Source organism: Pseudomonas sp. HMSC076A11 (assembly GCF_001810205.1).
Classification (GTDB): Bacteria; Pseudomonadota; Gammaproteobacteria; order Pseudomonadales; family Pseudomonadaceae; genus Pseudomonas; species Pseudomonas aeruginosa.
This window is the reverse complement of record NZ_KV800281.1, coordinates 47,449-73,924: the sequence shown is the minus strand read 5'-3', so window position 1 is coordinate 73,924 and position 26,476 is coordinate 47,449. Positions and strand designations below refer to the sequence as shown.

At 67.6% G+C, this 26,476-nt stretch carries 22 protein-coding genes; 4 read left to right on the top strand and 18 right to left on the bottom strand.

Features of this window, described 5'->3' with window-relative positions; all coding sequences use genetic code 11:
- Positions 1-77: 77 nt before the first annotated feature.
- Positions 78-914 carry an outer membrane protein OmpK gene (locus HMPREF2716_RS05915; RefSeq protein WP_003102209.1) on the bottom strand — a complete coding sequence of 279 codons (837 nt, stop codon included), beginning with the start codon at positions 912-914 and terminating at the stop codon, positions 78-80.
- Between the two features lie 671 nt (positions 915-1,585).
- Positions 1,586-3,202, bottom strand: coding sequence for a gamma-glutamyltransferase family protein (locus tag HMPREF2716_RS05910; protein WP_031801021.1), 1,617 nt, complete (start codon positions 3,200-3,202; stop codon positions 1,586-1,588).
- A 77-nt stretch (positions 3,203-3,279) separates the two neighbouring features.
- On the opposite strand from HMPREF2716_RS05910, the gene HMPREF2716_RS05905 reads away from it, so the two are divergent.
- Positions 3,280-4,077 carry an AraC family transcriptional regulator gene (locus tag HMPREF2716_RS05905; RefSeq protein WP_003083886.1) on the top strand — a complete coding sequence of 266 codons (798 nt, stop codon included), beginning with the start codon at positions 3,280-3,282 and terminating at the stop codon, positions 4,075-4,077.
- Between the two features lie 28 nt (positions 4,078-4,105).
- Here the strand turns inward: HMPREF2716_RS05905 and HMPREF2716_RS05900 are convergent, their stop codons facing one another.
- The 16 genes from HMPREF2716_RS05900 to HMPREF2716_RS05820 form a co-directional block, all read right to left on the bottom strand.
- On the bottom strand, positions 4,106-5,440 hold the full coding sequence (locus tag HMPREF2716_RS05900) for an OprD family porin (protein ID WP_003102204.1): 1,335 nt from the start codon (positions 5,438-5,440) through the stop codon (positions 4,106-4,108).
- 586 nt (positions 5,441-6,026) lie between these two features.
- Positions 6,027-6,212, bottom strand: a complete 186-nt coding sequence (locus HMPREF2716_RS05890; RefSeq protein WP_003083879.1) for a hypothetical protein — start codon at positions 6,210-6,212, stop codon at positions 6,027-6,029.
- 115 nt (positions 6,213-6,327) lie between these two features.
- Positions 6,328-7,266, bottom strand: a complete 939-nt coding sequence (locus HMPREF2716_RS05885; RefSeq protein WP_003118585.1) for a LysR family transcriptional regulator — start codon at positions 7,264-7,266, stop codon at positions 6,328-6,330.
- 198 nt (positions 7,267-7,464) lie between these two features.
- The gene (triC, locus tag HMPREF2716_RS05880; RefSeq protein WP_003102199.1) at positions 7,465-10,512 is read right to left on the bottom strand and encodes a triclosan efflux RND transporter permease subunit TriC; all 3,048 of its coding nucleotides are present in this window, start codon (positions 10,510-10,512) and stop codon (positions 7,465-7,467) included.
- Entirely contained in the window at positions 10,509-11,579 is a 1,071-nt protein-coding gene (gene triB, locus HMPREF2716_RS05875) for a triclosan efflux RND transporter adaptor protein TriB (protein WP_003083872.1), read from the bottom strand. Before triB ends, triC begins: the two co-directional genes overlap by 4 nt.
- Positions 11,576-12,727 carry a triclosan efflux RND transporter adaptor protein TriA gene (gene triA, locus HMPREF2716_RS05870; protein ID WP_003118583.1) on the bottom strand — a complete coding sequence of 384 codons (1,152 nt, stop codon included), beginning with the start codon at positions 12,725-12,727 and terminating at the stop codon, positions 11,576-11,578. Before triA ends, triB begins: the two co-directional genes overlap by 4 nt.
- Before the next feature lie 152 nt (positions 12,728-12,879).
- Entirely contained in the window at positions 12,880-13,719 is an 840-nt protein-coding gene (locus HMPREF2716_RS05865) for an IclR family transcriptional regulator domain-containing protein (RefSeq protein WP_003083866.1), read from the bottom strand.
- 206 nt (positions 13,720-13,925) lie between these two features.
- On the bottom strand, positions 13,926-14,531 hold the full coding sequence (gene pcaG / locus HMPREF2716_RS05860; protein WP_003118582.1) for a protocatechuate 3,4-dioxygenase subunit alpha: 606 nt from the start codon (positions 14,529-14,531) through the stop codon (positions 13,926-13,928).
- 10 nt (positions 14,532-14,541) lie between these two features.
- Entirely contained in the window at positions 14,542-15,261 is a 720-nt protein-coding gene (gene pcaH, locus HMPREF2716_RS05855; RefSeq protein WP_003102187.1) for a protocatechuate 3,4-dioxygenase subunit beta, read from the bottom strand.
- A gap of 134 nt (positions 15,262-15,395) precedes the next feature.
- The gene (gene pcaQ / locus HMPREF2716_RS05850; RefSeq protein WP_003102186.1) at positions 15,396-16,313 is read right to left on the bottom strand and encodes a pca operon transcription factor PcaQ; all 918 of its coding nucleotides are present in this window, start codon (positions 16,311-16,313) and stop codon (positions 15,396-15,398) included.
- Between the two features lie 286 nt (positions 16,314-16,599).
- Positions 16,600-18,987 (bottom strand): TonB-dependent siderophore receptor, encoded by a 2,388-nt coding sequence (locus HMPREF2716_RS05845; RefSeq protein WP_070621835.1) that lies wholly within the window; start codon positions 18,985-18,987, stop codon positions 16,600-16,602.
- A gap of 147 nt (positions 18,988-19,134) precedes the next feature.
- Positions 19,135-20,130 carry a FecR family protein gene (locus tag HMPREF2716_RS05840; RefSeq protein WP_023117887.1) on the bottom strand — a complete coding sequence of 332 codons (996 nt, stop codon included), beginning with the start codon at positions 20,128-20,130 and terminating at the stop codon, positions 19,135-19,137.
- Positions 20,127-20,672, bottom strand: coding sequence for an RNA polymerase sigma factor (locus tag HMPREF2716_RS05835; RefSeq protein WP_003112642.1), 546 nt, complete (start codon positions 20,670-20,672; stop codon positions 20,127-20,129). Before HMPREF2716_RS05835 ends, HMPREF2716_RS05840 begins: the two co-directional genes overlap by 4 nt.
- A 196-nt stretch (positions 20,673-20,868) precedes the next feature.
- A complete protein-coding gene (locus tag HMPREF2716_RS05830; protein ID WP_003112641.1) occupies positions 20,869-21,819 on the bottom strand; it encodes an adenosine deaminase in 951 nt (316 codons plus the stop codon).
- Positions 21,820-21,923: 104 nt separating this feature from the next.
- Entirely contained in the window at positions 21,924-22,886 is a 963-nt protein-coding gene (locus HMPREF2716_RS05825) for an isopenicillin N synthase family dioxygenase (RefSeq protein WP_031800961.1), read from the bottom strand.
- Between the two features lie 72 nt (positions 22,887-22,958).
- Positions 22,959-24,056: a BMP family ABC transporter substrate-binding protein gene (locus tag HMPREF2716_RS05820; protein ID WP_031631575.1), complete on the bottom strand. Its 1,098-nt coding sequence runs from the start codon at positions 24,054-24,056 to the stop codon at positions 22,959-22,961.
- A gap of 237 nt (positions 24,057-24,293) precedes the next feature.
- Here HMPREF2716_RS05820 and HMPREF2716_RS05815 point away from each other — a divergent pair, with 237 nt between their 5' ends.
- The 3 genes from HMPREF2716_RS05815 to HMPREF2716_RS05805 all read left to right on the top strand — a co-directional run bounded on the left by HMPREF2716_RS05815 (position 24,294) and on the right by HMPREF2716_RS05805 (position 26,471).
- Positions 24,294-24,812: a nucleoside 2-deoxyribosyltransferase gene (locus HMPREF2716_RS05815; protein WP_003128350.1), complete on the top strand. Its 519-nt coding sequence runs from the start codon at positions 24,294-24,296 to the stop codon at positions 24,810-24,812.
- A 149-nt stretch (positions 24,813-24,961) separates the two neighbouring features.
- The gene (locus tag HMPREF2716_RS05810) at positions 24,962-25,588 is read left to right on the top strand and encodes a nucleoside 2-deoxyribosyltransferase (protein ID WP_003083840.1); all 627 of its coding nucleotides are present in this window, start codon (positions 24,962-24,964) and stop codon (positions 25,586-25,588) included.
- A 34-nt stretch (positions 25,589-25,622) separates the two neighbouring features.
- Entirely contained in the window at positions 25,623-26,471 is an 849-nt protein-coding gene (locus tag HMPREF2716_RS05805) for a nucleoside-specific channel-forming Tsx family protein (RefSeq protein WP_023097121.1), read from the top strand.
- Positions 26,472-26,476: the final 5 nt, after the last annotated feature.

The following is a 26,476-nucleotide window of genomic DNA, read 5'->3' as shown; positions in this document are numbered from 1 at the left end:
CGCGCACCGTGCCGATGCACGGCGCGCAATGACGGGGCGCGCTGGCGGGGCCCGGCCGGCAGCCCCGCGCGACGGACTCAGAAGTGATACTTGACCAGGAAGCTTGCGGTGTTCTGGTCGGTGGTGAAGTACTGCGAGTCCTTCACACCGTACTTGTCGGACCAGTAGTCGTACTCCAGGCCCACGTACAGGTGCTTAGGCTCGTAGCCGAGGGCCTTGCCCAGGTCGTACTTGACCTGTGGGTTGAAGTGCAGGTTGGCGTGATAGTCGCTCTGGTTGCGGCGGCTGGTGCTGGCGCTCTTGTTGTTGATCACCCAGTCCATGTAGCCGTCGATGAGGATGTCGGAGTTGCCCACCGGAATGGTGTAGGACCATACCGGGGTGATCTGCCAGGCGCCGGCGCGCACGCGGTTGCCGTCGGGCTTGCGGTAGTAGAAGTTGAGCTGGAAGTAGTCGAAGCCGGGGATCGCCAGGTCGAAGCCCGGGCCGAGCAGGTAGGCCTCGGTGTCGCCTTCGCCGAACTCGTAGGTGCCGGCCAGCAGCACGTCCTTCACCGGGCCGAAGGAGAGGTCCGCTCCGGTGAGCTTGCCGAAGCTCAGGCGCGGAGTGATCTCGCCGTAGTAGGTGTTCTTGCCGTTGCTGGCGTCTTCCTTGCCGTTGTAGTTGATCTGGTCGAAGAAGATGAACAGGTCGCCCCAGGTCCAGCCGCTGGCATGTTCCAGGGTGAAGGTCTGCTGGATCGGCGGGTTGATCTTGAAGTTCTTGCCGTAGAGGTAGGTCAGGCTCTCGTTGTGCCAGAGCAGCGGCCCCGAGTCGGTCTCGTGGGTCGGCGTCATGTCATGGTCTTCGGCGACAGCCTGGCCTGCGGCCAGTAGCCCCCCGGCTAGCATCACGGTGGCGAGTGTGCGGCTCATTGAAACGCTCCTGGAGTGAATAGCTTTTCTTCTAGTGGGCGAACCTGTCCGAGCGGTCAGGCCTCGCCATGGATAGCAAGAACGAAGCCAAGACGGCGCGGGCGCTTCGCCGGGTTTCCTGCGGCGAAGGGAACGCCTGTTTTTTCAGTGTTTTGGACAAAGGCGGCGAAATGCCTCCAACCTCTCTACGACGGCAAAAACCTGACCCCAAGGACAGTTTTTGCCTTGCACTGGTGCGTGGTCGGGAGGGGCGTGCTCGACTTTGGGTTGGCAGCGCGAAGAAAACTGGATACACAAAAACGATTTGTGACAAAAAGAATCAGCAGACTTTTGTACACAAAACAGTGCGTGGTCTTTCTACACATCACCGCCCCGGCGTTCGGGCGAGAAGCGGCGCGGATGATGCCAGAGACGGCGGGCGGAATTCATCCCCGAATGGGGTTTTTCGTCGGGTTTCAGGACGCCCGGACGTAAATTCGCCAGGGCCTGGGAGACTCCGGTGGCATGACATCCAGAAGGCGCTCTCGATGTTGCGTAGCGGAGCGCGCTCGAGTACGGGTCGCCTGGCAGCCTATGCCTGCCGGGACTTCTTGCTTCGCCATCCGCAGGGCGGATACGCCTTGGGCATTATCCGCCGGACAGGTCTCCCCGCCTCACCCACATGGGTCCCCTCACCACACCGCGATCTGCGAATCGGTGCGCGGCTCGGTGCCGCCACAGAGCACGCCGCTGGCCGGGTCGCGCAGGACGATCTGGCCGCGCCCGTAGCTGGTCGAGTCGTAGGCGATCTCCACCTGGTGCCCACGCTGCGCCAGCTCCGCCGCCAGCGCGCGCGGCGCGGCATGTTCGATGCCGACGCGCAGCCCGCCCAGCCACTGCCAGCGCGGCGCGTCGAGGGCAGCCTGGGGGTTGAGGCCGAAGTCCACCAGGTTCATCACCATCTGCACGTGGCCCTGCGGCTGCATATAGGCGCCCATCACGCCGAACGGGCCGAGCGGCACGCCGTCCTTGCTGAGGAAACCGGGAATGATGGTGTGGAAGGTCTGCTTGCCCGGCTCCAGGCAATTCACGTGGTCCGGATCGAGGCTGAACTCGGCGCCGCGGTTCTGCAAGGCGATGCCGGTGCCGGGCACCACCACGCCGGAGCCGAAGCCGTGGTAGTTGCTCTGGATGAACGAGACCAGGTTGCCCTCCTCGTCGCCACAGGCCAGGTACACCGTGCCGCCCGGCCTCGGCTGGCCGGGGCTGGGATCGAGCGCGCGCTCGCCGATCAGCGCACGGCGGCTGGCGGCGTAGTCCTCGTGCAGCAGTTCCTCGACCGAGACCCGCATCGACTGCGGCTGGCTGATGTAGTGCAGCCCGTCGACGTACGCCAGCTTCATCGCCTCCAGTTGGCGATGCCAGGTCCGCGCGCAGTCGCGCTCGCCGAATTCGAAGCCCTTGAGGATGTTCAGGGTCATCAGGGCGATCAGGCCCTGGCCGCTCGGCGGAATCTCCCAGACGTCATAGCCACGGTAGTTCAGCGAGATCGGTTCGACCCACTTCGCCTGGTAGCCGGCCAGGTCCTCCGCGCGCAGGTAGCCGCCGCTGCGCTCGGCGTGGCCGACGATGGCCCTGGCCAGCTCGCCGCGATAGAAGCTTTCGCACTGGCTGCGCGCCAGCTCGTCCAGGGTGTCGGCCTGGCCCGGCTGGCGGAACACCTCGCCGGCGCGCGGCGCCCGGCCGTCGATGAGGAACTCGTCGAACCAGGCCCGCAGCTCGGGCCGCTGCGGCAACGCCGCGCGGAACTTGTCCAGGCCGCTCTGCCACAGGCGGGCGATCACCGGCGAGACCGGAAAGCCATCGCGAGCCAGCTCGATCGCCGGCCGCAGCAGTTGTTCGAACGGCAATTTGCCGAAGCGCCGCGACAGTTCGCCCCAGGCAGCCGGACAGCCCGGCACGGTGACCGGCGTCCAGCCGTACAGCGGCATCCGCTCGTGGCCGGCGGCGCGCACCCGCTCGCGATCGAGCAGGCCCGGCGCGCGCCCGCTGGCGTCCAGGCCGTGCAGGCGTCCGCGGGTCCAGACCAGGGCGAAGGCATCGCCGCCAATCCCGCAGCCGGTCGGCTCGACCACCGTCAGCGCGGCGGCGGTGGCGATCGCCGCGTCGATGGCATTGCCGCCACGGCGCAATATCTCCAGCCCGACCTGCGCCGACTGCGGCTGCGAGGTGGCGACCATGCCGCGGCGGGCATGGACCGGCGAACGTTGCGAGGCGTAGGGAAGCGCGTGGGCGGAGAAGTCGAGCATCGGCGTGGGCTCCGGGAAACTTGAGGCGGCAGGTTAGCCCTGCCAGACTCTGCCGACTAGCGACACGACGCCAAGTCATGACGATGAACGGACAGCCTGCGGAACTGCACCGCCCGATTCCCACCCTCGCCCGCCTGCCACGGCCGGTCTACGCGCGCGCCGAAAGCCTGCGCGCCGGCTCCTGGACCTCGCGCCACCGGCACGCCTGGGTACAGCTTTCCTACGCCATCAGCGGCGTGCTCGGCGTACATACCGCCGAGGGCAGCTTCTTCGCCCCGCCGCAGCGGGCGATCTGGATTCCGGCGCAGCTGGAACACGAGGTGGTCACCTCCACCCGCGCCGAGATGCGCAGCCTGTACATCCGTGGCGACGCCTGCGCCTGGGCGCCGACGCGTTGCCGGGTGCTGGAGGTGACGCCGCTGGCGCGCGAGCTGATCAAGAGTTTCTGCGAGTTGCCGGTGGACTACCCGGAGGGCGACAGCGCCGAATCGCGGCTGGTGCAGGTGCTGCTGGACCAGTTGCGGCTGCTGCCGGAGGTCGCCTTCTCCCTGCCGATGCCGCGCGAGCCGCGCCTGCTGCGGCTGTGCCAGGCACTGATCGACGAACCGACCCAGAGCCTGACCATGGGCGACTGGGCGCAGCGCCTGGGCACCTCGGAAAAGACCCTGTCGCGCCTGTTCCAGCGCGAGACCGGGATGAACTACCGGCTCTGGCGCCAACGCCAGCGCCTGCTCGCCTCGCTCAACGCGCTGGAAGCCGGCGACAGCGTCACCGGCGCCGCCCTGGACAGCGGCTACGACTCGACCTCGGCCTACATCGCCGCCTTCAAGGGACTCTTCGGCTTCACTCCCGGCGAACTGTTCCGCCAGCGCTGAGCCCGGCGAAGGGCCCAGCGCGCGGGGCTCAGAACACGTCGATGGGATAGTCGACGATCACCCGGTATTCGTCGATGTCGTTGTCCACCGCGCTGTAGCCGCCGGTGCCGCGGTGGGTGGCCCAGCGCAGGCGTAGCGAGAGGTCCTTGGCCGGACCGCCCTGGACCACGTACTGCAGGTCGAGGTCGCGTTCCCAGTGCTTGGCGTTCTTGCCGTCGGCGCTGTACCAGCCGCCGTAGCCGGGGCTGTCCGGATCGACCCGGGTCAGGTCCAGCTTGCCGCGCGAGTACGAGGCCGAGGCGCTCAGGCCGGGTAGGCCGAGGGCGACGAAGTCGTAGTCGTATTGCAGCTTCCAGGACTTCTCGTTGGGACCGTTGAAGTCGGAATACTGCTGCGAGTTGTCGAGGAAGATGCTGTCGCCCTGGTTGATGTAGTCGAACGGCGTGTTGCCGTTGACCTTCTGCAGCACCGCGGTGACGGTGTGCTGCCTGTAGCCGACCGCGAAATGCAGGCTGTAGGTGTTGTTGTCGATCCGGCCGAGCAACGAGTCGCCGCTGTCGACGGTCTTGTAGTAGTGCGCGCCGGGGTTCAGCGACCAGTTGTCGTCGATCTCGTAGGTGTAGTCGACGTCGGCGTAGTACTGCTTCCAGACGTTCTGCAGTTCGGCGGCGTACAGGCTGCTGGTGAAGCCCTCGATGCCGCCCCAGGTGCCGCCCAGCCAGCTGAGATGATGGCTGTCGCGGTCGCCCGGCAGTTCGCCGTAGTACGAGCCGAGGCGACGGTGGCCACTCTGGTTGTAGTACTTGGTGAAACTGACCTGGCCAGCCGTGAGGGTCAGGTCCTCGAAACTGTTGTTGGTCAGGCTCACACCGCGGAAGGTCTGCGGCAGCATGCGCGACTCGCCGCCGGCGACCACCGGGTTGCTGAGGAACTGGTCGCCCAGCTTCAGCTCGGTGTCGAAGGCGCGGATCTTCAGCGCCGCCCCGCCACTGGAGAACTCATCGGGCGCCTTGCCGGATTCGTAGCCTTCCTTGCTCGGCGCGGTGATCGGCAGGATGCTGGTGCCGCCGGTACCGCCGCCGCCGTCGAGCTTCAGCCCGAGCATGCCGTAGGCGTCGACGCCGAAGCCGACCACGCCGGGCGTGTAGCCGGACTGAAAGGTGGCGATGAAGCCTTGCGCCCATTCCTTGCTGTCGTGCCCGGAAGCGTGCCGGCGGTCATGGTTGAAGTAGTAGTTGCGGGTCAGCAATTGGAGGCTGGAGCCTTCGATGAAGCCTTCTTTGGCTTCCCCCTCATCGGCCCAGGCGGCGGACGCGGTGCACAGCGCCAGCGCCATCGGCGTCAAGGCGAACAGATTCCTCATTGCGGTTGCTCCTTCTTACAGCGTGGTGAAATCCGGCAAGGCCGGAAAGCGTGTTGTGGTGTCGTTCCCGGCGACGCTTCTGCTGGCGTCGCGCGGGCGATCGCTCCCATGGGGCGCCCAGCCGGGCGCAACCCGAAAAAAAAGGCCGCTGGTATCAGCGGCCTTGAGAAGACGTCGAATAGGAGCAATCAAAGTTCGGCGTCGGGAAGTCTTGCCAGTGTATTTCCGGACACTGGAAACCGGCTGGAACGCAGTCGGACTCTTCTATTGAAAGTCTCTTCGACTCATCAGGCTTTAGGCTTTCCACGTCCCGCTCTTGCATGGCGAGATCGATGAAGACAGAACGAATATCGTCGACAGCCAGCGACAATTATCCATTGAGCTGGCGCGATTATATTTTTTTGCCACTATCGGAAAAACCCGATATCCAACGAAAGTCTTTTACATATTCTGCAAGAATTGTCCGAACGGTCAGGAAGGCAAAAAAAACGCCGCATATCATATGCGGCGCAAGGACAGGGTACCCAGGCTCACGCTTCCCGAGTACCCGGGGGAAGCCATGGCGCGGCTGGCGCCATGCGCTAGATCAGGAGTCGCTGCGGGCCCCGGCCTGCGCGGCGGAGGCGGAAAGTTCCTGCTGGTGCTCGATGGCCTGCTGGTTGGCGTCGACCATGCGGTTGGTCATCAGCGAGGACTCTTCGGCGAAACCGGCCTGGGAAAATGCGAGGGAAAACAAACTGAGTATGGCGGCAGCAAGGATCTGGCGATTCATGGCGGGTCTCCGATGACACCCTGTTCACTTGGGACAGGCGCCATATTAGTTAACCGCCATGCTCGGAAAAATAGCCAAACAGACGAGAGAGTATTACCTCAATAACAACAATCCTTCACTGTGCCCAGTAACTTGAACTTTGCATGGTAGTTTCGTCGCGGGCGAATGCCTGGGGAAGTTCCTGTTGCAACAGATCGACCCAGGTGCGGATCTTCGCGTCCAGGTAACGCCGCGAGGGATACAGCGCATAGATGGTCCGCTGGTGCATGGCATGGCCGGGCAACACCCGTAGCAGCTCGCCGTTGCGCAGCGCCGCGGCCGCCACGTAGCTGGGCAGCAGGGCGATGCCGAGGTCGGCCTTGGCCGCCTGGGCCATGACCTCGGCGACATTGACCATGAAGGTGTTCTGCGGGCTGACGGTGCGCTCGCCCTGCTCGTCGGCGAAGATCCAGCCCTCCGGGTAGGCCGGGTCCTGCAGGCGCAGGCAGACGTGGCGCTCCAGGTCGTCCACCGAGCGTGGCACGCCGCGCTGCTGCAGGTAGCCGGGACTGGCGCAGAGCACGCTGTGGATGCTGCCCAGGCGCTGGGCGACGAACTCCGAGTCGGGCAACTGGCGCTCGCCGGTGATCAGCACGTCCTGGCCTTCCTCGAGCATGTCCGGGTTGCGCTGGGACAGGGTCAGCTCGATCACCACGTCGGGGAACAGTGCGCCGTAGCGGGCGATCATCGGCACCAGGTGATGCTGGCCCATGCCCATCAGCGACTGCACGCGCAAGCGGCCGCAGGGGCGGATGTGCGCGCCGGCGGCTTCGGCCTCGGCGACCTCGATGTCCTCGAGGATCCCGCGGCACCGTTCCAGGTAACGCTCGCCGGCTTCGGTCAGGGCCAGGCGCCGGGTGGTGCGGTGCAGCAGGCGCGTCTGCAGGTGCGCCTCCAGGTCGGAGATCAGCCGCGATACCTGCGCGGTGGACAGGTCCAGGGCCTGGGCGGCGGAAGTGAAGCTGCCGCTGTCCACCACCCTGGCGAACACGCGCATGCCTTGCAATGTGTCCACTATTACCTCGGTTGCAAAACAGATTCGTAAATTGGTCGGATTTTCCCTGACGCCGGGCTGCCTATACTGGCCGCCGTCGCCGTAGCAACGCCGGGCATACCCTGCCCGGCGTCGGGGCGGATGGCCCACCCGCCGTCCGCTCTCCTTCCCCCCGCACAGACTCTGCTACGGCGGCGCCCCCTTCCCCTTCCGTCGCGCTCAGCGTCCCGGTTCCGGAATCCGGTACCAGGCGACGTACAGCGCCGGCAGGAAGATCAGCGTGAGCAGCGTGGCGGCGACGATGCCGCCGATCATCGCATAGGCCATCGGCCCCCAGAACACTTCGCGGGCGATGGGGATCATCCCCAGGCTGGCCGCCGCCGCCGTCAGCAGGATCGGCCGGGTGCGGTGGTGGGTGGCTTCCAGCACGGCTTCCCAGGGCGTCTTGCCGTCTTTCTCGAAGGCATCGATCTGGGTCACCAGGATCACCGAGTTGCGGATGATGATGCCGATCAGCGCGAGAATCCCGAGGATCGCCACGAAGCCCATCGGCGTGCCGGTCGGCAGCAACGCCGCGACCACCCCGATCAGCCCCAGCGGCGCGACGCTGGCCACCAGGAACAGCTTCTGCACGCTCTGCAACTGGATCATCAGGAAGGTCGCCATGAGGAACAGCATCAGCGGCACCACCTTGGCGATCGGGCCCTCGGCCTTGCCGCTCTCCTCCACCGTGCCGCCCACTTCGATCCGGTAGTTCGCCGGCAGGCCGTCGGCGAAGCGCTTGACCTCCGGCGCCAGCCGGGCGACCAGGTCGGTGGGCTGGATCTCTCCGCGCAGCGACGCCTTCACCGTGATCGTCGGCTTGCGGTCGCGGCGCCACACCAGCGGCTGCTCCAGCTCGTAGCTGACCTTGGCGAACGCCTTGAGCGGGATCGAGGTGCCGCTGGGCGTGACGATCTGCAGGCTCTCCAGGGTCTCCAGCGAGCCGCGCTCGCTATCCTCGGCGCGGCCGATGACGTTCACCAGGTAGATGTCGTCGCGCACCTGGGTCACCGCGCTGCCGGTCACCACGCTGTTCATGATCTGCGCCACGTCCTCGGAGGAAAGCCCGAGCTGGCGCGCCTTGTCCTGGGCGATGTCGATCTTGAGCATCTTCCCGGGCTCGTTCCAGTCGTAGACGATATCGCCGATGTTCGGGTTGCCGTCGAGCACGCCGGCCAGGCCCATGGCGTACTCGCGGACCTTGTCGATCTGCGGTCCGCTGACCCGGTACTGGATCGGCCGTCCCACCGGCGGCCCCATCTCCAGCGGCTGCACGTAGGTGCTGATGCCGACGTAGTCCTTGCGCAAGCGATCGCGCAGGCGTGCGGCGACGCGCTCGCGGGCCTCCAGGTCCTTGGTGACGATCACCAGTTGGCCATAGAAGTTGTTCTGCAACTGCTGGTCCAGCGGCAGGTAGAAGCGGATCGCGCCTTCGCCGACGTAGGCGCTCCAGTGGTCGATGTCCTCATCGTCCTTCAGCGTCGCTTCCAGGCGGTCCATCACCGCCCTGGTCTCGTGGATGCTGCTGTTTTGCGGCAGGTTGAGGTCGACCAGCAGTTCCGGACGGTCGGAAGACGGGAAGAACTGGTGCTGGACGAACTTCATCAGGAACAGCGACACGCCGAACAGCAGCGCGGTGAGGAAGATGGTCGTCCAGCGCCGGCGCATCGCCAGGTGCAGCAGGCTGTCGAAACGCTCGGCGATGCGGCCCTTCTTCTGCTCCGACTTGTGCTTGAGAGTCTTCGGCAGGATGTGCACGGCGATCACCGGGGCGAACAGCACCGCGACGATCCACGACAGCAGCAGCGCCACGGCGATCACTGCGAACAGGGTGAAGGTGTACTCGCCGGCGGAGCTGGCGTTGAGCCCGATGGGCACGAAGCCGGCCACCGTCACCAGGGTCCCGGTGAGCATCGGGAAGGCCGTCGAGGTGTAGGCGTAGGTCGCCGAGTCGTGCAGCGAGTCGCCCAGTTCGAGGCGCGTGATCATCATCTCCACGGTGATCATGGCATCGTCCACCAGCAGGCCGAGGGCGATGATCAGCGCGCCGAGGGAAACCCGCTGCATGGTGATGTCGGTGTATTCCATGAACACGAAGACCATCGCCAGCACCAGCGGGATCGAGCAGGCCACCACCAGCCCGGCGCGCAGGCCGAGGCTGACGAAGCTGACGATGAGGACGATCACCACCGCCTCGAACAGCGCCCGGGTGAAACCGCCGACCGCCTTCTTCACCACCTGGGCCTGGTTCGACACCTGGTGCACGCCGACGCCAACCGGCAGTTCGCCGGTGATCTCCTGCATGCGCGCATTGAGCGCCTCGCCGAACTCGAGGATATTGCCGCCCTCCTTCATCGCCACCGCCAGGCCGATGGCCGGCTCGCCCTTGTAGCGGAACAGCGAGGTCGGCGGGTCGACGAAATCGCGGCTGATGCTGGCCAGGTCGGACAGCCGGTAGAAACGATCGTTGACCCGCAGGTTGACCGCCTGCAGGTCCTTTTCCGAACGGAAGTTGCCGGAGGTGCGCACCGAGATGCGCTCGGGGCCGGCCTCGACCACGCCCGACGGGGTCACCGCGTTCTGCGCCTGCAGGCTCTGCACGACCTGGCGCTGGTCGAGACCGAGGGCGGCCAGCTTGCGGGTAGAGAAGTTGAGGTAGATGACCTCGTTCTGCGCACCGATCATCTGCACCTTGCCCAGGTCTTTCACCGAGCGGATGTCCAGGCGCACCTTCTCCACGTAGTCGCGCAGCTGGCGGAAGTCCAGGCCATCGGCGGTGAAGGCGTAGACGCTGCCGAACACGTCGCCGAACTCGTCGTTGAAACCCGGTCCCTGGATGCCTTGGGGGAATTCGCCCTGGATGTCGGATATCTTCTTGCGCACCTGGTACCAGATATCCGGGATGTCGCCGGCCTTGGTGGTGTCCTTGAGGTAGACGAAGACCGTCGATTCGCCGGGTCGCGTGTAGCTCTTCACGTAATCCAGCGAGTCCAGCTCCTCGAGCTTCTTCTCGATGCGGTCGGTGACCTGCTCCAGGGTGTCGTCCACCGTGGCGCCCGGCCAGCGGGTCTGGATGACCATGGTCTTGATGGCGAACGAGGGATCCTCCTCGCGCCCCAGGTTGAGGTAGGAGAACACGCCCATCACCAGCGATACCGCCATCAGGTACCAGACCAGGGACTGGTGGCGCAGGGCCCAGTCCGACAGGTTGAAACCGCCCTTCATCGCGCATCCTCGTCGAGTTTGATCTTCTGGCCGGGCTTGAGGCTGTTGACTCCGGCGCGGACCACCCGGTCGCCGTCGGCCAGGCCCTGTCCGATCACCACCTGGCGTTCGTCGCGGCTGAGCACCTGTACCTCGCGCAGGGCCACGCTGGACTGTTTCCCATCGACGACCCAGACCTGGGTCTTGCCGTCGCGCTCCAGCAGCACGCTGGCCGGCAGCACACTGCGCACGCTACCGGCGCTGCTCAGCTGGACCTGGATGGTCGAGCCGAGGCGGAACGCCTCCGGCGTCTGCGCCAGGCTCAGGCGCACGCGACGGGTGCGGGTCGAGGCGTCGGCCTGCGGACCCAGCTCGCGGATGCTGCCGGTGGTCCTGGCCTGCGGGTCGAGCTGGGCGCTGACCAGGAAGCGCGCGTCGGCCGGCAGGCTCTCGGCGACCTCGGTGGGCAGGTCGAAGACTGCCTCGCGCACTTCGGGCCGGGCCAGGGTGACCACCGCCTGGCCGGCGCTGACCACTTGCCCGGCCTCGGCGTGCCAGGTGGTGATGACGCCGTCGAAATCGGTCACCAGGCGCGTGTAGGAAAGCTGGTCCCTGGCCTGCTGCACCGCCGCTTTGGCCTGGTCGAAGCTGGCCTGGCTGGTCTTCAGGCGGGTCCGCGCATCGTCCAGGCGCGCCTGGGCGGTGACGCTGCGAGCGAACAGTTCTTCCTGGCGCCGGGCATTGGCCTGGGCGTCGATCAACTGTGCCTCGGCGCTGGCCAGGTCGCCCTGGCTGGCGCGCAACTGGTTCTGCTGGTCGGTGGGGTCGAGGGTCGCCAGCAGCGCGCCCTTGCCGACGAAGTCACCGACGTCGAACAGGCGCGAGGCGATCCGTCCGTTGGTGCGGAAGCCGAGCACGCTCTCGTAGCGCGCCTGGATGCTCCCGGCGAAGCGACCGAGGTCGTCGTTCTTCAGGGTCTTCACGGTCACCGTCAGCACCGGCCGCGGCGGTGCCGGCGGCGGCTCGTCGCCGCAGCCGGAGAGGAGCAGGGCGAAGCCGAACAGGCCGGCGAGGGAAAACGGCTTCATGGCTGGCCTCCGCCCACGGCGTCGCGGCTGGCGGTGCTCTGGGTCGGCTGCGGCGGCTGGGCCACCTCGACCACCTGGCCCGGATGGAGCAGTTGGCCGCCCACCGTGACCACCGTCTGGCCCGCCTCCAGGCCACCGTCGATGACCACCTTCTCGCTGGCGTAGCGTGCCACCCGCACCGGTTGCAGACGCGCCTTGCCTTGCTGGTCGAGCAACCAGACCGCCGGCTGCTCGCCGACCTTGGACAGCGCCGACCAGGGCAGCACCACGCTGTGCTCGGCCGGCGCGGCGACGCTGGCGTTGACCACGCTGCCGAGGCTCATTTCCGCCGGCACCGAGTCGAGGCCGACCTTGACCTTCAGCGTACCGCTGCGCTCGTCCACCGTGGGGGTGATCTCGCGGACCTTGCCGCTGGCGGTGACTTCCGGCTTGCCGAGCAGGCTGACGGTGATCCGCTGGCCGTCGACATCGTGGCTGAACAACGACTCGTAGACGTTGAACACCGCGTCGCGCTCGCCGTCGCGGGCCAGGGTGAAGATCGGCACGGTGGCCTGCACCACCTGGCCGACCTCGGCCTGGCGGGCAGTGATGACCCCGGCGTCGGAGGCACGCAGCTCGGTATAGGAAAGCAGGTCGCGGGCGTTGGCCAACTGCGCCTGGGCGGCCTTCAGCGAACTCTGCGCGCTGCGCACCGAGGCCAGCGCCTGGTCGTACTCGCTCTGGCTGGTGTAGCCCTTGGGCAGCAGCGCCTTCTGCCGCTGGTAGTTGAGGTCGGCGAGCTTCGACTGCGCCTGCTGCGCGGCGACCGCCGCCTGGGCGTTCTCCACGTTGCTGCGCTGGTCCTGCGGGTCGAGCCGCGCCAGCACCTGGCCAGCCGCGACGTGGTCGCCGACATCGACCAGGCGCTCGACGATCTTGCCGCCGACACGGAACGACTGGTCGGCCTGTACCCGTGCCTGGATGTCGCCGGTGATCGAGGTGGCCGAGGCGAACTCGGCCATCTTCACCGTCTGCGCCAGCACACGGACGTGTTCCTCGGCGGGCGGCTCGGCGCCGCAACCGACAAGCAGGCCGGCGCACAGGATGGCAGGCAGCGCCATCCGCGACCAGCGACCTTTGGAATGAAAAGCGCCTCTGGCGTCTGACATGCCTTCCCCTTCGCGATCCATACAGATACCGGCCGATCCGGCCGGAAACTCCCAGAATTGGCAGGGATTCTAGCCGCGTCCCCAAGGATTGCGACTATCAGATGGAAGCGGGGGTTCCTTTTCCAAACTTGTGGAGGGGATCGCCTCCGGCGTCAGGTGAACAGGCGCGCGCTCAGCTCGCGGCTGGCCTCCAGCAGCAACGGCAGGAAACGGCTTTCCAGTTCGGCGCGGGAGACCCGCCCGGCATGGGTGCCGACGTTCAGCGCGGCGAGCACATGGCCGGCGGAGTCGCGTACCGGCACCGCCAGCGAGCGCAGGCCGACTTCCAGCTCCTGGTCGACGATGCACCAGCCCTGGCGACGAATCTCCACCAGGCACGGCAGCAGGGTCTCGGGGGTATACAGGGTACGGCTGGTCTTGGCCTGCATCTCCACTCCGCCGAAGTAGGCGTGCAGCGCGTCGTCGTCCAGCGCGGCGAGGAGGATGCGGCCCATCGAGGTGCAATAGGCGGGCAGCCGGCTGCCGACGTTGAGGTCCACCGAAATCAGCCGCTGGGGAGTGGCCGAACGGGCGATGTAGAGCACGTCGTCGCCCTCCAGGGTGGCCATCGAGCAGGCTTCGTGGAGCTGTTCGCTGAGGCGGTCGAGGATCGGCTGCGCGGTGATCGCCAGCGGCGTCGACGACAGGTAGGCGTGGCCGAGGGTGAGCACCTTCGGCAACAGCGAGTAGGTGCGCCCGTCGGTGGTGGCGTAGCCAAGCTGCATCAGCGTGTGCAGGCAGCGACGCACGGCGGCGCGGGGTATCTCGGTGCGGTGGCTGATCTGGGCGATGGTCAGGTGCCGCTTGCGCTCCTGGAACGCATGGATCACCGCCAGGCCACGGGCCAGCGAGGTCATGAAGTTGGGATCGCCGGTGAAGGCCTCGATGCGCTTGGCCGGCGAAAGGACGGTCGGCGGCGCCAGGGTGGCGGGGTGTTCCGGGAGTTCGCTCATGGACGTTCGGGCTCGGGTCACGGAAAGGCTCGCCGATTATCGGACACTCGTTCGATCATCGCAATTGACCGGAGCGCCTCCGACTGTAGTACTGTCGGGGCTACCCATCGCCCTCCGGGAGTAATGTCAGGTACCCATCGGCGGGTTCTGGGTACGCCCTTGCCGCTCCGGCAAGGGCGCCCTTCCTTCCCGCGCGATCGATGCGCCTAGAAGTCAAAGAACACCGTCTCGTTGTCGCCCTGGATGCGGATGTCGAAACGGTAGGCGAGCTGTCCGTCCACTTCGCAGCGCTGCGCGAGCAGGGTGTCGCGACGCGGCGCCTGCTCGATCAGGTTGAGCACCGGACAGGCGGCGTTGGCCTCGGTCTCGTCATCGAAGTACAGCCGGGTCTGCAAGTGGATGTTGATGCCGCGGGCGAACAGCGAGACGTTGATGTGCGGCGCCATCGGCACGCCCTGGGCGTTACGCACCACCCCCGGCTTGACCGTGTGCAGGGTCCACTCGCCGGCATCGAAGGTGGTGGCGGTGCGGCCGAAGCTGTTGAACGGACGCTCCGGATCGTAGCGCTCCTGGTAGCGGCCTTCGCTGTCGGCCTGCCAGAACTCCAGGAACGAGTCGCGCACCAGGTGGCCGTTGCCGTCGTAGACGTGGCCGAGCAGGAGGATGTGCTGGCCCGGCGCGTCTTCGCGGGCCATGCGGTTCCAGATCTCCAGGTCACGGGTCGGGTTGCCGGCGGCGGCCAGCGCCAGGCCGATGTGGACATAGGGACCGGCGGTCTGGGAAGGGGTTTCCCGCAGCAGTTCGTGGCTCATGGTCGGCTCCTCAGGCGTTCTCGAAGAAGGTCTTGCGCTGCCCGCGCAGGACGATGTCGAAGCGGTAGGCCAGGCAATCCATCGGGTTGGCCATGCTCATGTCGAGCCGGCCGATCAGGCTCTGCGCCGCCTCCGGGTCGGCAAGGGTGCGGATGATCGGGCACTTGGGGATCAGCGGGTCGCCCTCGAAGTACATCTGGGTGACCAGCCGCGCGGCGATCGCCGGGCCGCTGACAGACACGTGGATGTGCGCCGGGCGCCAGTCGTTGGGGCCGTTGCGCCAGGGATAGGGCCCGGGCTTGATGGTGCGGAAGTAATAGTGGCCCTCGCTGTCGGTGAGGGTCCGGCCGACGCCGCCGAAGTTCGGGTCGAGCGGCGCCAGGTAGCGGTCGTTCTTGTGCCGGTAGCGCCCGCCGGCGTTGGCCTGCCACATCTCCACCAGGGTGTGCGGGACCGGCTTGCCGTACTGGTCGAAGACCCGGCCGAACATGATGATGCGCTCGCCCTGGGGCAGGCCGCCGTGGTCGAAGTTGAGCAGCAGGTCGTTGTCGTGGCGGCCGAGCCTGAGGTGGGAGAAGTCCGGCCCGCTGGTTTCCGAGAGCGATTGCGGGATGCTCACCAGCGCCTGGCTCGGCGAGCGCGGCACGGAGGTCTTGTAGTCGGGGGTCAAGGCTTTGGGGTGCCAGTTTCGGTCACGGATGACGAAACGACGGCTTTCGGCGTCGTGCATGTCGGGCTCCTGTTATTCGCGTTATCGGTCGCCAGGCTTGTGGATTCAGGCATGGAAAACGAAGTCTTGCGCAGGAGGCGGGACGGGGACAGTGAATTATCCGGCCCCATACATAACCATTTGGTTATGCTTTATCAGTGCAACTCGGCGGCCACCTCGCGCAACACCGCGCTGAACCATTGCGCCCCCAGCGGCAACGGCAAGGCCGCGTTGTGGCACAGCCCGACCGAACCGCCCGGTTCGCGGATACCCAGGTCCAGCTCGGCCAGCTCGCCGTTGCCGACGTCCAGGCGCACGGCATCGCGCGGCGCCACCCAGATCGCCTCGCTGCGCAACACATAGCTGCGGCTGAGGGTCGGCGAGAGGGTTTCCAGGCGCTGTCCGGCGAGCGCGATGCCCCATTGCACGAACAGGCTGTCGGCGTGGCGGCGGATGGTGGTGCCGGCCAGCGGCAGCACCAGTGGGAATTCGGCCAGCCGCTGCAGGTCGCCGAGGGGCGCGGCGAGCAAGGGGTGGCCGGGACGCACCACCAGCATCATCGACTCGCTGTACAGGTGCTCGAAGGTCAGGCCCTGGATGTCCGGGCTATCGGTCATCCGCCCGACCACCAGGTCCAGCTCGCCGACCTTCAGTTGCGCCAGCAGGTAGGCGCTGGGTCCGGTGGCGACGCTGACCACCAGCGCACCGTGGCGCCGGTGCAGGCGCCGGATCACCTCGGGCACCACCAGGCTCTCCACCGTCGACAGCACGCCGACCCGCACCGTCTCGACCTGCGCCTCGTGGCCGCGCAGGGTGTTCACCCCGTCGCGCAGGGCCTGCACGCAGGGGCCGGCATAGCGCAGGAAGGTCACGCCCGCCTCGGTCAGCTCGGCGCCGGCCTTGCTCCGTTCGAACAGGCGCGCGCCGAGGATTTCCTCCAGTTCCTTGAGGGTCTTGGAGATCGCCGGCTGCGACACCGCCACGGCATCCGCCGCCTTGGCGAAGCTGCGCTGGCGGGCGACTTCGAGGAAGCAGGCGAGGTGGCGGAACTTGATGCGGTTGTCGAGGTTCATGGGGCGGCCGGGGCGGCGAGTGGTGCGGGCATGGTACCCAACGGGCGGGTTGGGAACGAGGTGTGGCGTGCGGCGAGGTCGTGCCAGGCGGTTCTCCGCCTTCCTTTCCCCAAAGGGAGAAGGCACTGGATGGCGGAACGACTCACGCGCCGGGCAATCCCTTCCCTGGGGGAAGAAGGAACCGGATGGAGCATGGTCGGGCAGCATCGCGCCGACCCTTCGCCCTTCAGGGGGGCCTCCACGTCCAGGAGGACGCCGGGGAACCCCACCTGGAGCGAGCGCCGACTCAGAACTCCACCGTCGTCGACACCTGGAACTGCCGGGGCTCGCCCATCGCCACGTACAGTCGATTGGCACTGGACGGGTAGTAGGTGCGGTCGAACAGGTTCTTCACGTTGAGCTGGAACTTCACGCCGTGTCCGCCAAAGCGGGTGTCGTAGCTGGCAAAGGCATCGGCCACGGTGTAGGACGGCAGGTCGAAGGAATTGGCCGGGTCGCCCGGGCGCTTGCCGACGTAGCGCGCGCCGCCGCCCAGGCGCAGGCGGTCGCCGCCGAAGAGCTGGCCGAGTTCGTAGACCGCCGACAGCGACGCGGTGTTGCGCGCCACGTTCTGCAGGCGCTTGCCCTCCAGGGTCGGGTCCTCGGTGACTTCCGCGGCGAGCCAGGCGTAGCTGCCGATCAGGCTCCAGCGTTCGCTGAGCTGGCCGGTGAGGTCCAGCTCCAGGCCGCGCGAGCGGACCCGGCCGGCGGCGCGCACGCTGCTGTTGCCGGCACCGTCGAGTTCGTTGACCAGCACGTTCTTCTTGCGAATGTCGAACAGCGCCAGGGTGCCGCTGAGACGCCCCGGCACATCCAGCTTGGCGCCCAGCTCCCAGGAGGTCGCCTCCTCCGGCAGGATCGCCGAATCGATGGTCTCGCCGGTGCTCAGCGGGGCGATGGTCGAGTTCGGCTTGAACGAGCGCGTGTAGCTGCCGTACAGCGAAACCTCGTCGCTCAGGCGGTAGACCAGGCCGCCGCGCGGCACCCATTTCTGCCCGTTGATATCGGTGTTGGCGTTGAACGGCCGGCCGCGCCCGGCGAGCTGGTCGTAGATCTGGTAGCGCGCGCCGCCGACCAGGATCCAGCGTTCGTCCAGGTGGATCGAGTCCTGGAAGTACAGCGAGTCGCTGCGCAGCTTGTCGGTCTGGTCGCTGTCGCCGGCGACCACCCGGGTCGACGGCACCACCTGGCCATAGACCGGGTCGAGGTAGTCGAAGCGGCTGGTCTTGCTGTCGCGCAGCAGGTCGGCGCGGAAGATCTTGCGCTTCTCGTGGTCCATGCCGAATTGCAGGTCATGTTGCATCCCGGCCAGTTGCAGCGTTCCGCTCAGGCCGAGGGTGGCGAAGCTGTCGCTGCTGACCGCGCCGTGGGTGCCGTCCATGCGCCGGGTCAGGGTGCCGTCGGCATTCACGGCCATCACCCGGGCCTGGTTGTCGTCGTAGGTCTCGCGACTGTAGCCGTAGCCGAAGTGGGCCTTCCAGGTGTCGTCGAGCTGCCGTTCGAGATCCAGGCGGGTCAGCTCGGAACGGCCCTCGGTGATGTTGAAGGGCTCGTCCAGGCGCCGGCTGCGCGGGATGTCCAGCGGGCGGTTGGTACGCGGGTCGATGGCCGTGCCACGGTCGAACGGCGTGGTGAACTCGCGGTGCTCGTAGCTCAGGTTGACCGTCGTGTCCTCGCCGTACCAGGCCAGCGAGGGCGCCACCAGCGTCTCGCGACTCTTGCCGAAGTCGCGCCAGTAATCCTCGTCCTCATGATCGAGGATCATCCGGTAGGCCAGTCCGCTGTCGCCCAGCGGGCCGGTGGAGTCGAGCTGGCCGCCGCTGCCGTTGCGCCCGTGGGCGTAGGCCGAGCCACGCAGGGTCAGGGCGTTGGCTTGTTGCAGTTGTGGCTTCTTGCTCACCACGTTGACCACCCCGCCCGGATCCTGGATGCCATAGAGCAGGGATGCTGGCCCCTTCAGCACCTCGACGTGGTCGGCGGTGGCGGTGAAATTGCGGCCCTGCACCGAGGGCATGCCGTCGCGCATGATCGAGCCGTCGCGGTTGTCGCCGAAGCCGCGCTTCATCACCGCGTCCTGGGTACCGCCGAGGGTGTTGGCCTGGGTGATGCCGCTGATGTTGCCCAGCGCGTCGTCAAGGTTGCGCGGGCGCTGGTCCTGCAGCGCCTGTGCCGGGACCACGCTGATCGCCTGGGGGATTTCCAGTAGCGGCGCATCGCCGCGGCTGATCGAGGCGTTGGCCGCCGGCCGGTAGCCCTGCGCCGGGGCGGCGGCGGAGACCGTCGTGGCATCGAGGTCGAGCGCGCCGCTGGCGGGGATCGGTTCCAGGGTCAGGGTGCGCTCGTCGATCCGCCGCGCGCGCAGGCCGCTGCCCTGCAGCAGGCGTTGCAGCGCCTCCTCCGCGACCAGCGAACCGTGCAATGCCGGAGCGGTCGCCTGCGGCGGCAGCTCGGCGGTGTAGAGCAGCGTCTGCCCGCTGGCCCGGCTGAACGCGTTGAGCGCCTGGGCCAGCGGCGCGGCAGCCTGGCTGAAGCGGTAGCGAACCGCCTCGGCGGCCTGCACGGTGGCGGCGAGACAGCCGAGGCTGAGGAACAGGGCGGGGAGAGTACGCAGGGCGAAGCGCGGGAACAGGGTCATGGGTTGCTCGTGTCGGTCGCTTTTCTAATGCGAATCAATCGCGGTCATGAGCACTACACGAAGCGGCGCCGGATTTACCTCACCCCGCAGGGCAAAAAAATTCTTCGCCGGGAAAGATTCCTGCGGCCAAACGGACCAGGGCCACCGTCAGCGAATCACCACCAGGCGTCCGAACAGGATCTGCTGGCGATAGCCGAGCACCGCCTGCAGCGACTTCAGCGCGGCTTCGGGATCATCGCTGCGGAAGCTGCCGCTGACCGGCTGGCGACCGAGCGCGTCGTCGAGCAGGAGAATGCGTCCGGGGTAGTAGCGAGCGAGTTCGTCGAGCACTTCCGCCAGCGGCCGCCGGTAGAAGCTCAGCCAACCCTGGCGCCAGGCCAGCGCGGCGGCGGCGTCGATGGCCACGGGCCGGCCCAGCTTGCCGTCGGCGAAGCCGACCTGCTGGCCGGCGCCCAGCACTTCCTCGGCGGCGCCCGCACCGGTGCCGACGCTCACCGCGACCCGCCCTTGCAACACGGTGACGCGGGTCGCCCCGGCGCCGCGACGGACCTCGAACTCGGTGCCCAGTACCCGCGCCCGACCTTCGCCGGCCTCGACCACGAATGGCAGCGCGTCGCGCTTCACCCGCAACGCGGCGGCGCCGCGCAGCAGTTCGACCCGCCGCTGGCCGCCGTCGATACGCACGCGCACCGCGCTGCCGGCGTCCAGGCTCAGGTAGGAGCCATCGGCCAGCTTCCATTCGGCGACCTGTCCCGGCGCGGCGACATAGTCGGCACGCCAGTCCTGCAGCCAGTCGCCGGGCTGCCACCAGCCGCCCAGCCAGAGCATCGCCAGCAGGCAGGCGACGCTGGCCAGCGGGTAGGCCCAGCGCCGCGGGTTGCGCGACGCTCGGCGCGGCCGCAGGTAGGCTTCCAGGGCATCGGCCTCTTCGATGGCCAGGCGGCTCGCCGGTATTTCCGTCAGGCGCCAGAGCGCCTCGGCGCGGGCATAGGCCTCGGCATGCGCCGGCCGCTGCGCCAGCCAGTCCTCGAAGGCCCGCCGGGTCGCCGCATCCGGCGTACCGCGCAGGCGCACCAGCCAGGCCTGTGCGGTCTGCTCGAGGACGGGCTCGTAGGGCGCGGCGTCGCTATCGGGTCGGGTCATGGCTGGGCGCTCCTTGCCTGCTCGCCGGCCGGGCCGGCCAGGCTCGCCTTGCAGGCGTCGAGGGCGCGCATCATATGTTTTTCCACGGCGCTTTGGGAAAGCTGCATGGCCTGGGCGATCTCCGCGTAGGTGCGGCCGTGGATGCGATTGAGCAGGAAAATCCGCCGGGTCCGCTCGGGCAGGCCGCGCAAGGCGGCCTCGACCCGGCGCCACTGGTCGCCGGCCTCGAGCGCCTGCTCGGGACCGACCGGCTCGCCCTGGCGCTGCTCCGGCAGCCAATCGTCCAGTTGCCGTTGCCGCGATCCTTCGCCACGCAAGTGGTCGATGGCCAGGTTGCGCGCGCTGCGCAGGAGGTAGCTGCCAAGCTCCTCCACCGGGGCGGCCGGGCGCCGCCAGAAGCGCAGGAACAGCTCCTGGACCAGGTCGGCGGCGGTCGCCCGGCAGCCGACCCAGCGGCTGACCAGGCTTTCCATGCGCTGGCGCTGGGCCAGGAAGGCCTTGAGGAGATCCGCGCGGCGCGCCGCCTCGCCGTCTGCCGGCAAGGCATCCGGGCGCGGGCCGGGAGGTAGGTCGCGGTCGGGCATCGGTGAGGACGGCTGCACGAAAGCCGGCGCCGGGGCGGCGCCATGGGAATGCTGAGCAGGCCCGCAAATGATAATGCTTATCATCAATACCGAGAAGCCGGCGACGACGAAACGCCTTGCGGGTCGCGCGCCGGGCTACCCGGCACGCCGCCCCTCACTTCACCAGGCGCGCATCCAGGCTGTTCTGCGCCAGGCGCCTGGCCTGCTCCTCGGTCATTCCCAGGCTCTGCTGCAAGGCATGGAAGTTCTCGGTGACATAGCCGCCGAAGTAGGCCGGGTCATCGGAGTTCACCGTCACCTTCACGCCGCGTTCGAGCATGTCGAGGATGGTGTGCTGGCTCATGTCGTCGAACACGCAGAGCTTGGTGTTGGACAGCGGGCAGACGGTCAGCGGGATCTGTTCGTCGATCAGCCGCCGCATCAGCCGCTCGTCCTCGAAGGCGCGTACGCCGTGGTCGATGCGCTCGACCTTGAGCAGGTCGAGGGCTTCCCATATGTACTCGGGCGGCCCCTCCTCGCCGGCATGGGCGACGGTGAGGAAGCCTTCGCTGCGGGCCCGGTCGAAGACCCGCTGGAACTTGCTCGGCGGATGCCCTACTTCCGAGCTGTCGAGGCCGACGGCGATGAAGGCGTCGCGGAACGGCAGCGCCTGGTCGAGGGTTTTCTGCGCCTGTTCCTCGCTGAGGTGGCGGAGGAAGCTGAGGATCAGCCCATGGCGGATGCCCAGCAGCTTCTCGCCGTCCCGTAGCGCGGCGCGGATGCCGGCGAGCACCACCTCGAAGGGAATGCCGCGATCGGTGTGGGTCTGCGGGTCGAAGAACGGCTCGACGTGGACGACGTTCTGCGCCTTGCACTTCTGCAGGTAGGCCCAGGTCAGGTCGTAGAAGTCCTGCTCGGTGCGCAGCACGTCGGCGCCGGCGTAGTAGAGGTCGAGGAATTCCTGCAGGTTGTTGAAGGCGTAGGCCTTGCGCAGGGTCTCGACGTCGTTCCAGGGCAGGGCGATGCGGTTGCGCTCGGCGAGGGCGAACAGCAGCTCCGGCTCCAGGGTACCTTCCAGGTGCAGGTGCAGTTCGGCCTTGGGCAAGGCGTTGAGCCATTCGTACATGGGGTGGGTTCTCGATCAGGCTGGTCTTGGCCGGCAAGTTTAACCTGTCCCGGGAGTCAGGCCCGCGGCAAACCCACGAGCCGCTCCCGCGCGCGACGGGCGGCTCAGGCCGTTTCGCCGCGCCGATAGGCATAGGTCTGCGCGAAGCGCGAGGTCAGCCAATCGCCACAGGTGGTCGGCGGATACTTCGGCGGGTTGTCCGCGTCGAAGCAGCCCGGCAGGCAGCGGATCTCGGTGTCCATGTGCGGTTCGGCGAAGAACGGCATGGAGTAGCGGTGCACCCCGCGCGGGCTGATCACCCGGTGCGGGGTCGAGCGGTAACGGTCGTTGCTCCAGCGCGCCATCATGTCGCCGATGTTGACCACGAAGGTGCCGTCGATGGGCGGCGCGTCGATCCATTCGCCCTGGCGGTTCTGCACTTGCAGGCCACCGGCGGCGTCCTGGTAGAGCAGGGTCACGCAGCCGTAGTCGGTGTGCGCGCCGGCGCCGGGCTGGTCGGCGCTCTGCCGGGCCGAGGCCGGCGGATAGTGGATCAGGCGGAACACGCTGACCGGCTGCTCGAAGCGGCGATCGAATAAGTCCTCCTCGATCCCCAGGGCGATGGCCAGGGCGCGCAGCACGGTACGGGCCAGCGCCAGCATGTCGGCATAGTGTCCTTCCAGCAGGGCCTCCCAGCCGGGCAGGTCGGGGTGTCGGTTGGGCCCGTAGAAGGACTTGCCGGCGCGCACGTCGGGATGCTCCGCCGGCAGGTGCAGGGCCATGTCGAAGGTCTCCTTGAAGTCGCTGGGCAACGCCGGGTCGAGCTGCTCGGTGGCGATCGCGCCATAGCCGCGATGATTGCGGCTACGGGTGATATCGATCTTCAGCTTCTCTTCGACGGGCAGCGCGAAGAACTCCCGCGCCGCCGCCAGCAGGGCTTCGAAGCGCGCGGCCGGCAACGGGTGTCCGGCGATGTAGAAGAAGCCCCACTCGCGGCAGGCCTGGTCGATCCGCCGCGCCACGTCGTTCCAGGCGCCACGGTCGGCACCGTAGAGCGGGGCGATGTCGATGATGGGTAGACGGTCCAATCGCGCTCTCCTCGATGGGCCCTGTACGGAAAGTGCCTGCGCTCGGCGACTTTTTCCATACAAGGCCAGGGCTCACTTCGGCAGGTCGGCCTTGATGCCTTCCACGTAATAGTTCATCGACGCCAGGTCGGCATTGGTCGCGCTGACGCCGGCGGCGAAACGCTCCTTGCCGGACTGGTCGCGGATCGGCCCGGTGAAGGGGTGGAAGGCTCCGCTGCGGATCGACTCGATCAGCCTGCCCGCCTCTTCCCGCACCGGCGCCGGCAGCACCTCCTGGTTCAGCGGCAGGACCACCGTACTCTCGGCCAGGCCGCCCCAGAAGTCCTCGGATTTCCAGGTGCCGTCCATCACCGCCTGGGCCGAGCGGATATAGTGCGGGCCCCAGTCGTTGACGATCGAGGTGAGCACGGTCTTCGGACCGAAGTGCTGCATGTCCGAGGCGTAGCCCACGGCGTACACCCCGCGACGCTCGGCGGCCTGGATCGGCGCCGGGCTATCGGTGTGCTGGAACACCACGTCGACGCCCTGGTCGATCAGCGCGTTGGCCGCGTCGGCTTCCTTGCCCGGATCGAACCAGGTGCTCACCCACATCACCTTGAGTTCGGCCTGCGGGTCGTATTTGTCCAGCGCCAGTTGGATCGCGTTGATGTCGCGGATCACCTCGGGAATCGGAAACGAGGCGATGTAGCCGATCTTGTGGCTGCGGGTCATCTTCGCCGCGAGGAAGCCGCCCACGTAGCGTCCCTCGTAGGAGCGCGACAGGTAGGTGCCGAGGTTCCTGTCGCGCTTGTAGCCGGTGGCGTGCTCGAAGGTCACCTTGGGAAACTGCCGGGCCACCTTGGCGGTGGGGTTCATGTAGCCGAAGGAGGTGGTGAAGACCAGGCCGTAGCCGTCTTTCGCCAGGTTGCGGATGACCCGCTCGGCGTCGGCGCCCTCGGCGACGTTCTCGACGAAGCTGGTCTTCACCTTGTCGCCGAAGTGCTCCACCAGTTCGCGGCGGCCCAGCTCGTGCTGGTAGGTCCAGCCGTGGTCGCCGACCGGGCCGACATAGACGAAGCCGATCTTCAGTGGATCGGCGGCCTCGGCGGCGAGAGCGCAGGCGCCGAGGCCGAGGACGACGGCAAGGCGGCGCAGGACGGACATGCGGGATTGCGTGCGACGGTGTTTCATGGATGGGCGTGCTCCGGTGAGTGCAGGGTTGGCCATCGGGCGTGGCTTCGCGTTCAGCCCGCCCGCCGATGCAATTACCTGACCACCCGGACAACTCCGCTCAAGCCCGCGCTTCTGCGTGCCGCGCCATGCCGGCGCGGCTGCAGGACGGTGCAGCGCGCCATCGCTTGGTGCATGCCGGCGCCGCCACGATGGCCTACCATGGGCGCTGGCTTTCCGTAACAAGGCACGCACGCGATGACCGCGATCTACCTGGCCGGGCCGGACGTCTTCCGCCCCGACGCCGAGGCCCACGGCGAAATGCTCAAGGCGCTCTGCGCCGAGTTCGGTTTCCTCGGCCTCTACCCGCTCGACCACGCCCTGCCCGCCGACATCCGCGAGCCGGCCGCACAGGCCGCCTGGATCTACCGCGCCAATGTCGGCCTGATCGAGCGCGCCGACTGCGTGCTGGCCAACCTCGAACCGTTCCGCGGCAGCGAGCCGGACAGCGGCACCGCCTTCGAAGTGGGCTACGCCCTGGCCCTGGGCAAGCCGGTATATGCCTACCTCAGCGATGCCGGCGCCTACGCCGAGCGCCTCGCCCGGCTGGCCCCGGAATGGCTCGGCGAGCGCCCCGGCGAGGACCGCGACGGTTGGCAACTGGAGGGTTTCGGCCTGCCATTGAACCTGATGCTGGCGGTGCCTTCGCGGCTGGTCGCCGGCGGTCCGCGCGAGGCCCTGCGACGCCTCGCCGAGGAACTCGGCGGGAACGCCTGAAGCGCCCGCGCCGAGCGCCGGAAGAAGCACCCGAGCCGCCGCCTATCTGCTGCCAGGTAGGCGCCGCCTGGCATGTCGCTTGCTGCCCATAATCCCCGGACAACAACGGCCCCCGCGCGGGGCGTCCGGCATCCTGGGGGGAGCATCCGATGAGCCGATCCAACGGTTCCAGCAGCCGTCGTACCTTCTTGCGCCTGGCGGCCCTGCTGCTGCCCGCCGGCGCCCTGCTCGGCAGCCTGCCGGGCGTACGCGCCGCGGCCAGACCGCGGAAACTCTATCTGGCCGGTCCCGACGTGTTCCGCGCCGACGCCGTCGCCCACGGCGAAGCGCTCAAGGCACTGTGCGCACGCTACGGCTTCGAAGGCCTATACCCGCTGGACAACGCGCTGCCGAAACAGCTCGCCGAGCCGCGCGAACAGGCGGCCTGGATCTACCGCGCCAACATCGGCCTGATCGAACGCGCCGACGCGGTGCTGGCCAACCTGAACTTCTTCCGCGGCGCCGAGCCGGACAGCGGCACCGCCTTCGAGGTCGGCTACGCCACCGCTCTCGGCAAGCCGGTCTATGGCTACGTCGACGACGCCGGCAGCTACGCCGAGCGGATCCGCCGGCACGCCCCGGAGCTGGTCGGCGAGGATCCGACCCGCGACCGCGACGGCATGGCCCTGGAAGAGTTCGGCCTGCCGCTCAACCTGATGCTGGCGGTGCCCGGCAGGATCGTCGTCGGCGACGCCGAGCAGGCTCTCCGGCAACTCGCCGGGCAATCCCGCGGCTGAGTCCGACCCGTCCCACTCCAGGCAAGGACTTCCCATGCGCAAAGCCCTGCTGTGCTGTGCCGCCCCGCTGTGCGCGGCCGCCGCCTTCGACGCCGAAAACAACGACGAGAACGCCGCCCGCGAAGGGCTCTGGAACAACCTGCACGTCTACCGCGCGTTCAACCAGCGCGGCGGCCCCTACCTGACCGACGACAGCTACCTGGAATGGGAGTTCGGCGGCCGCAAGGGGGTGCTCGACCTGTACGGCTACATCGACTACAAGAACCTCTTCGACGACGCCAGCTCGGACGTACCCGACGGCGAGAACTGGTTCGTCGACATCGAGCCACGTCTCTCCATCGACCGCCTGCTCGGCCGCGACTTCTCCATCGGCCCGATCCGCGAATGGTTCGTCGCCTTCGACTACTACTACGCCGACGCGCGCCAGGGACCGGGGCTGAACGTGCTGTGGTCGGGCATCGGCACCAACACCGAGCTGCCCTGGCTGGGTACGGTGGGGCTGAATCTCTACGCGCGCTACATCGACAAGAACTACGGCGCGTCCAACGAGAACGCCTGGGACGGCTACGTCGCCCACATGAACTGGTTCAAGCCGCTGGCGCAGTTCGGCGGCAAGCGCTTCATCGCCTTCCAGGGCTTCTTCGACTACGAGTTCGGCTCGAAGCTGCCCGACAAGGACGATGCCTTCGAGCGCGAATACCGTACCGATAACGGCTTCCAGGCCTACCTCGGGCTCTGGTATCACACCGAACACTGGAAGTTCGGCTACGGCGCCAAGGTCTACCGCAACATGACCCAGTGGCGCGACGGCGAGCAACTGGACGGACGCCGCACCGACTCCAGCGGGATCGGCCACTACTTCAACGTCGGCTACGCGTTCTGAGCGCG

Coding starts and splice junctions, on each gene's coding strand:
- HMPREF2716_RS05915 (WP_003102209.1), bottom strand. CDS start 914: ATGAGCCGCACACTCGCCACCGTGATGCTAGCCGGGGGGCTACTGGCC.
- HMPREF2716_RS05910 (WP_031801021.1), bottom strand. CDS start 3,202: ATGCTCGACTTCTCCGCCCACGCGCTTCCCTACGCCTCGCAACGTTCG.
- HMPREF2716_RS05905 (WP_003083886.1), top strand. CDS start 3,280: ATGACGATGAACGGACAGCCTGCGGAACTGCACCGCCCGATTCCCACC.
- HMPREF2716_RS05900 (WP_003102204.1), bottom strand. CDS start 5,440: ATGAGGAATCTGTTCGCCTTGACGCCGATGGCGCTGGCGCTGTGCACC.
- HMPREF2716_RS05890 (WP_003083879.1), bottom strand. CDS start 6,212: ATGAATCGCCAGATCCTTGCTGCCGCCATACTCAGTTTGTTTTCCCTC.
- triC (WP_003102199.1), bottom strand. CDS start 10,512: ATGAAGGGCGGTTTCAACCTGTCGGACTGGGCCCTGCGCCACCAGTCC.
- triB (WP_003083872.1), bottom strand. CDS start 11,579: ATGAAGCCGTTTTCCCTCGCCGGCCTGTTCGGCTTCGCCCTGCTCCTC.
- triA (WP_003118583.1), bottom strand. CDS start 12,727: ATGTCAGACGCCAGAGGCGCTTTTCATTCCAAAGGTCGCTGGTCGCGG.
- HMPREF2716_RS05865 (WP_003083866.1), bottom strand. CDS start 13,719: ATGAGCGAACTCCCGGAACACCCCGCCACCCTGGCGCCGCCGACCGTC.
- pcaG (WP_003118582.1), bottom strand. CDS start 14,531: ATGAGCCACGAACTGCTGCGGGAAACCCCTTCCCAGACCGCCGGTCCC.
- pcaH (WP_003102187.1), bottom strand. CDS start 15,261: ATGCACGACGCCGAAAGCCGTCGTTTCGTCATCCGTGACCGAAACTGG.
- pcaQ (WP_003102186.1), bottom strand. CDS start 16,313: ATGAACCTCGACAACCGCATCAAGTTCCGCCACCTCGCCTGCTTCCTC.
- HMPREF2716_RS05845 (WP_070621835.1), bottom strand. CDS start 18,987: ATGACCCTGTTCCCGCGCTTCGCCCTGCGTACTCTCCCCGCCCTGTTC.
- HMPREF2716_RS05840 (WP_023117887.1), bottom strand. CDS start 20,130: ATGACCCGACCCGATAGCGACGCCGCGCCCTACGAGCCCGTCCTCGAG.
- HMPREF2716_RS05830 (WP_003112641.1), bottom strand. CDS start 21,819: ATGTACGAATGGCTCAACGCCTTGCCCAAGGCCGAACTGCACCTGCAC.
- HMPREF2716_RS05820 (WP_031631575.1), bottom strand. CDS start 24,056: ATGAAACACCGTCGCACGCAATCCCGCATGTCCGTCCTGCGCCGCCTT.
- HMPREF2716_RS05815 (WP_003128350.1), top strand. CDS start 24,294: ATGACCGCGATCTACCTGGCCGGGCCGGACGTCTTCCGCCCCGACGCC.
- HMPREF2716_RS05810 (WP_003083840.1), top strand. CDS start 24,962: ATGAGCCGATCCAACGGTTCCAGCAGCCGTCGTACCTTCTTGCGCCTG.
- HMPREF2716_RS05805 (WP_023097121.1), top strand. CDS start 25,623: ATGCGCAAAGCCCTGCTGTGCTGTGCCGCCCCGCTGTGCGCGGCCGCC.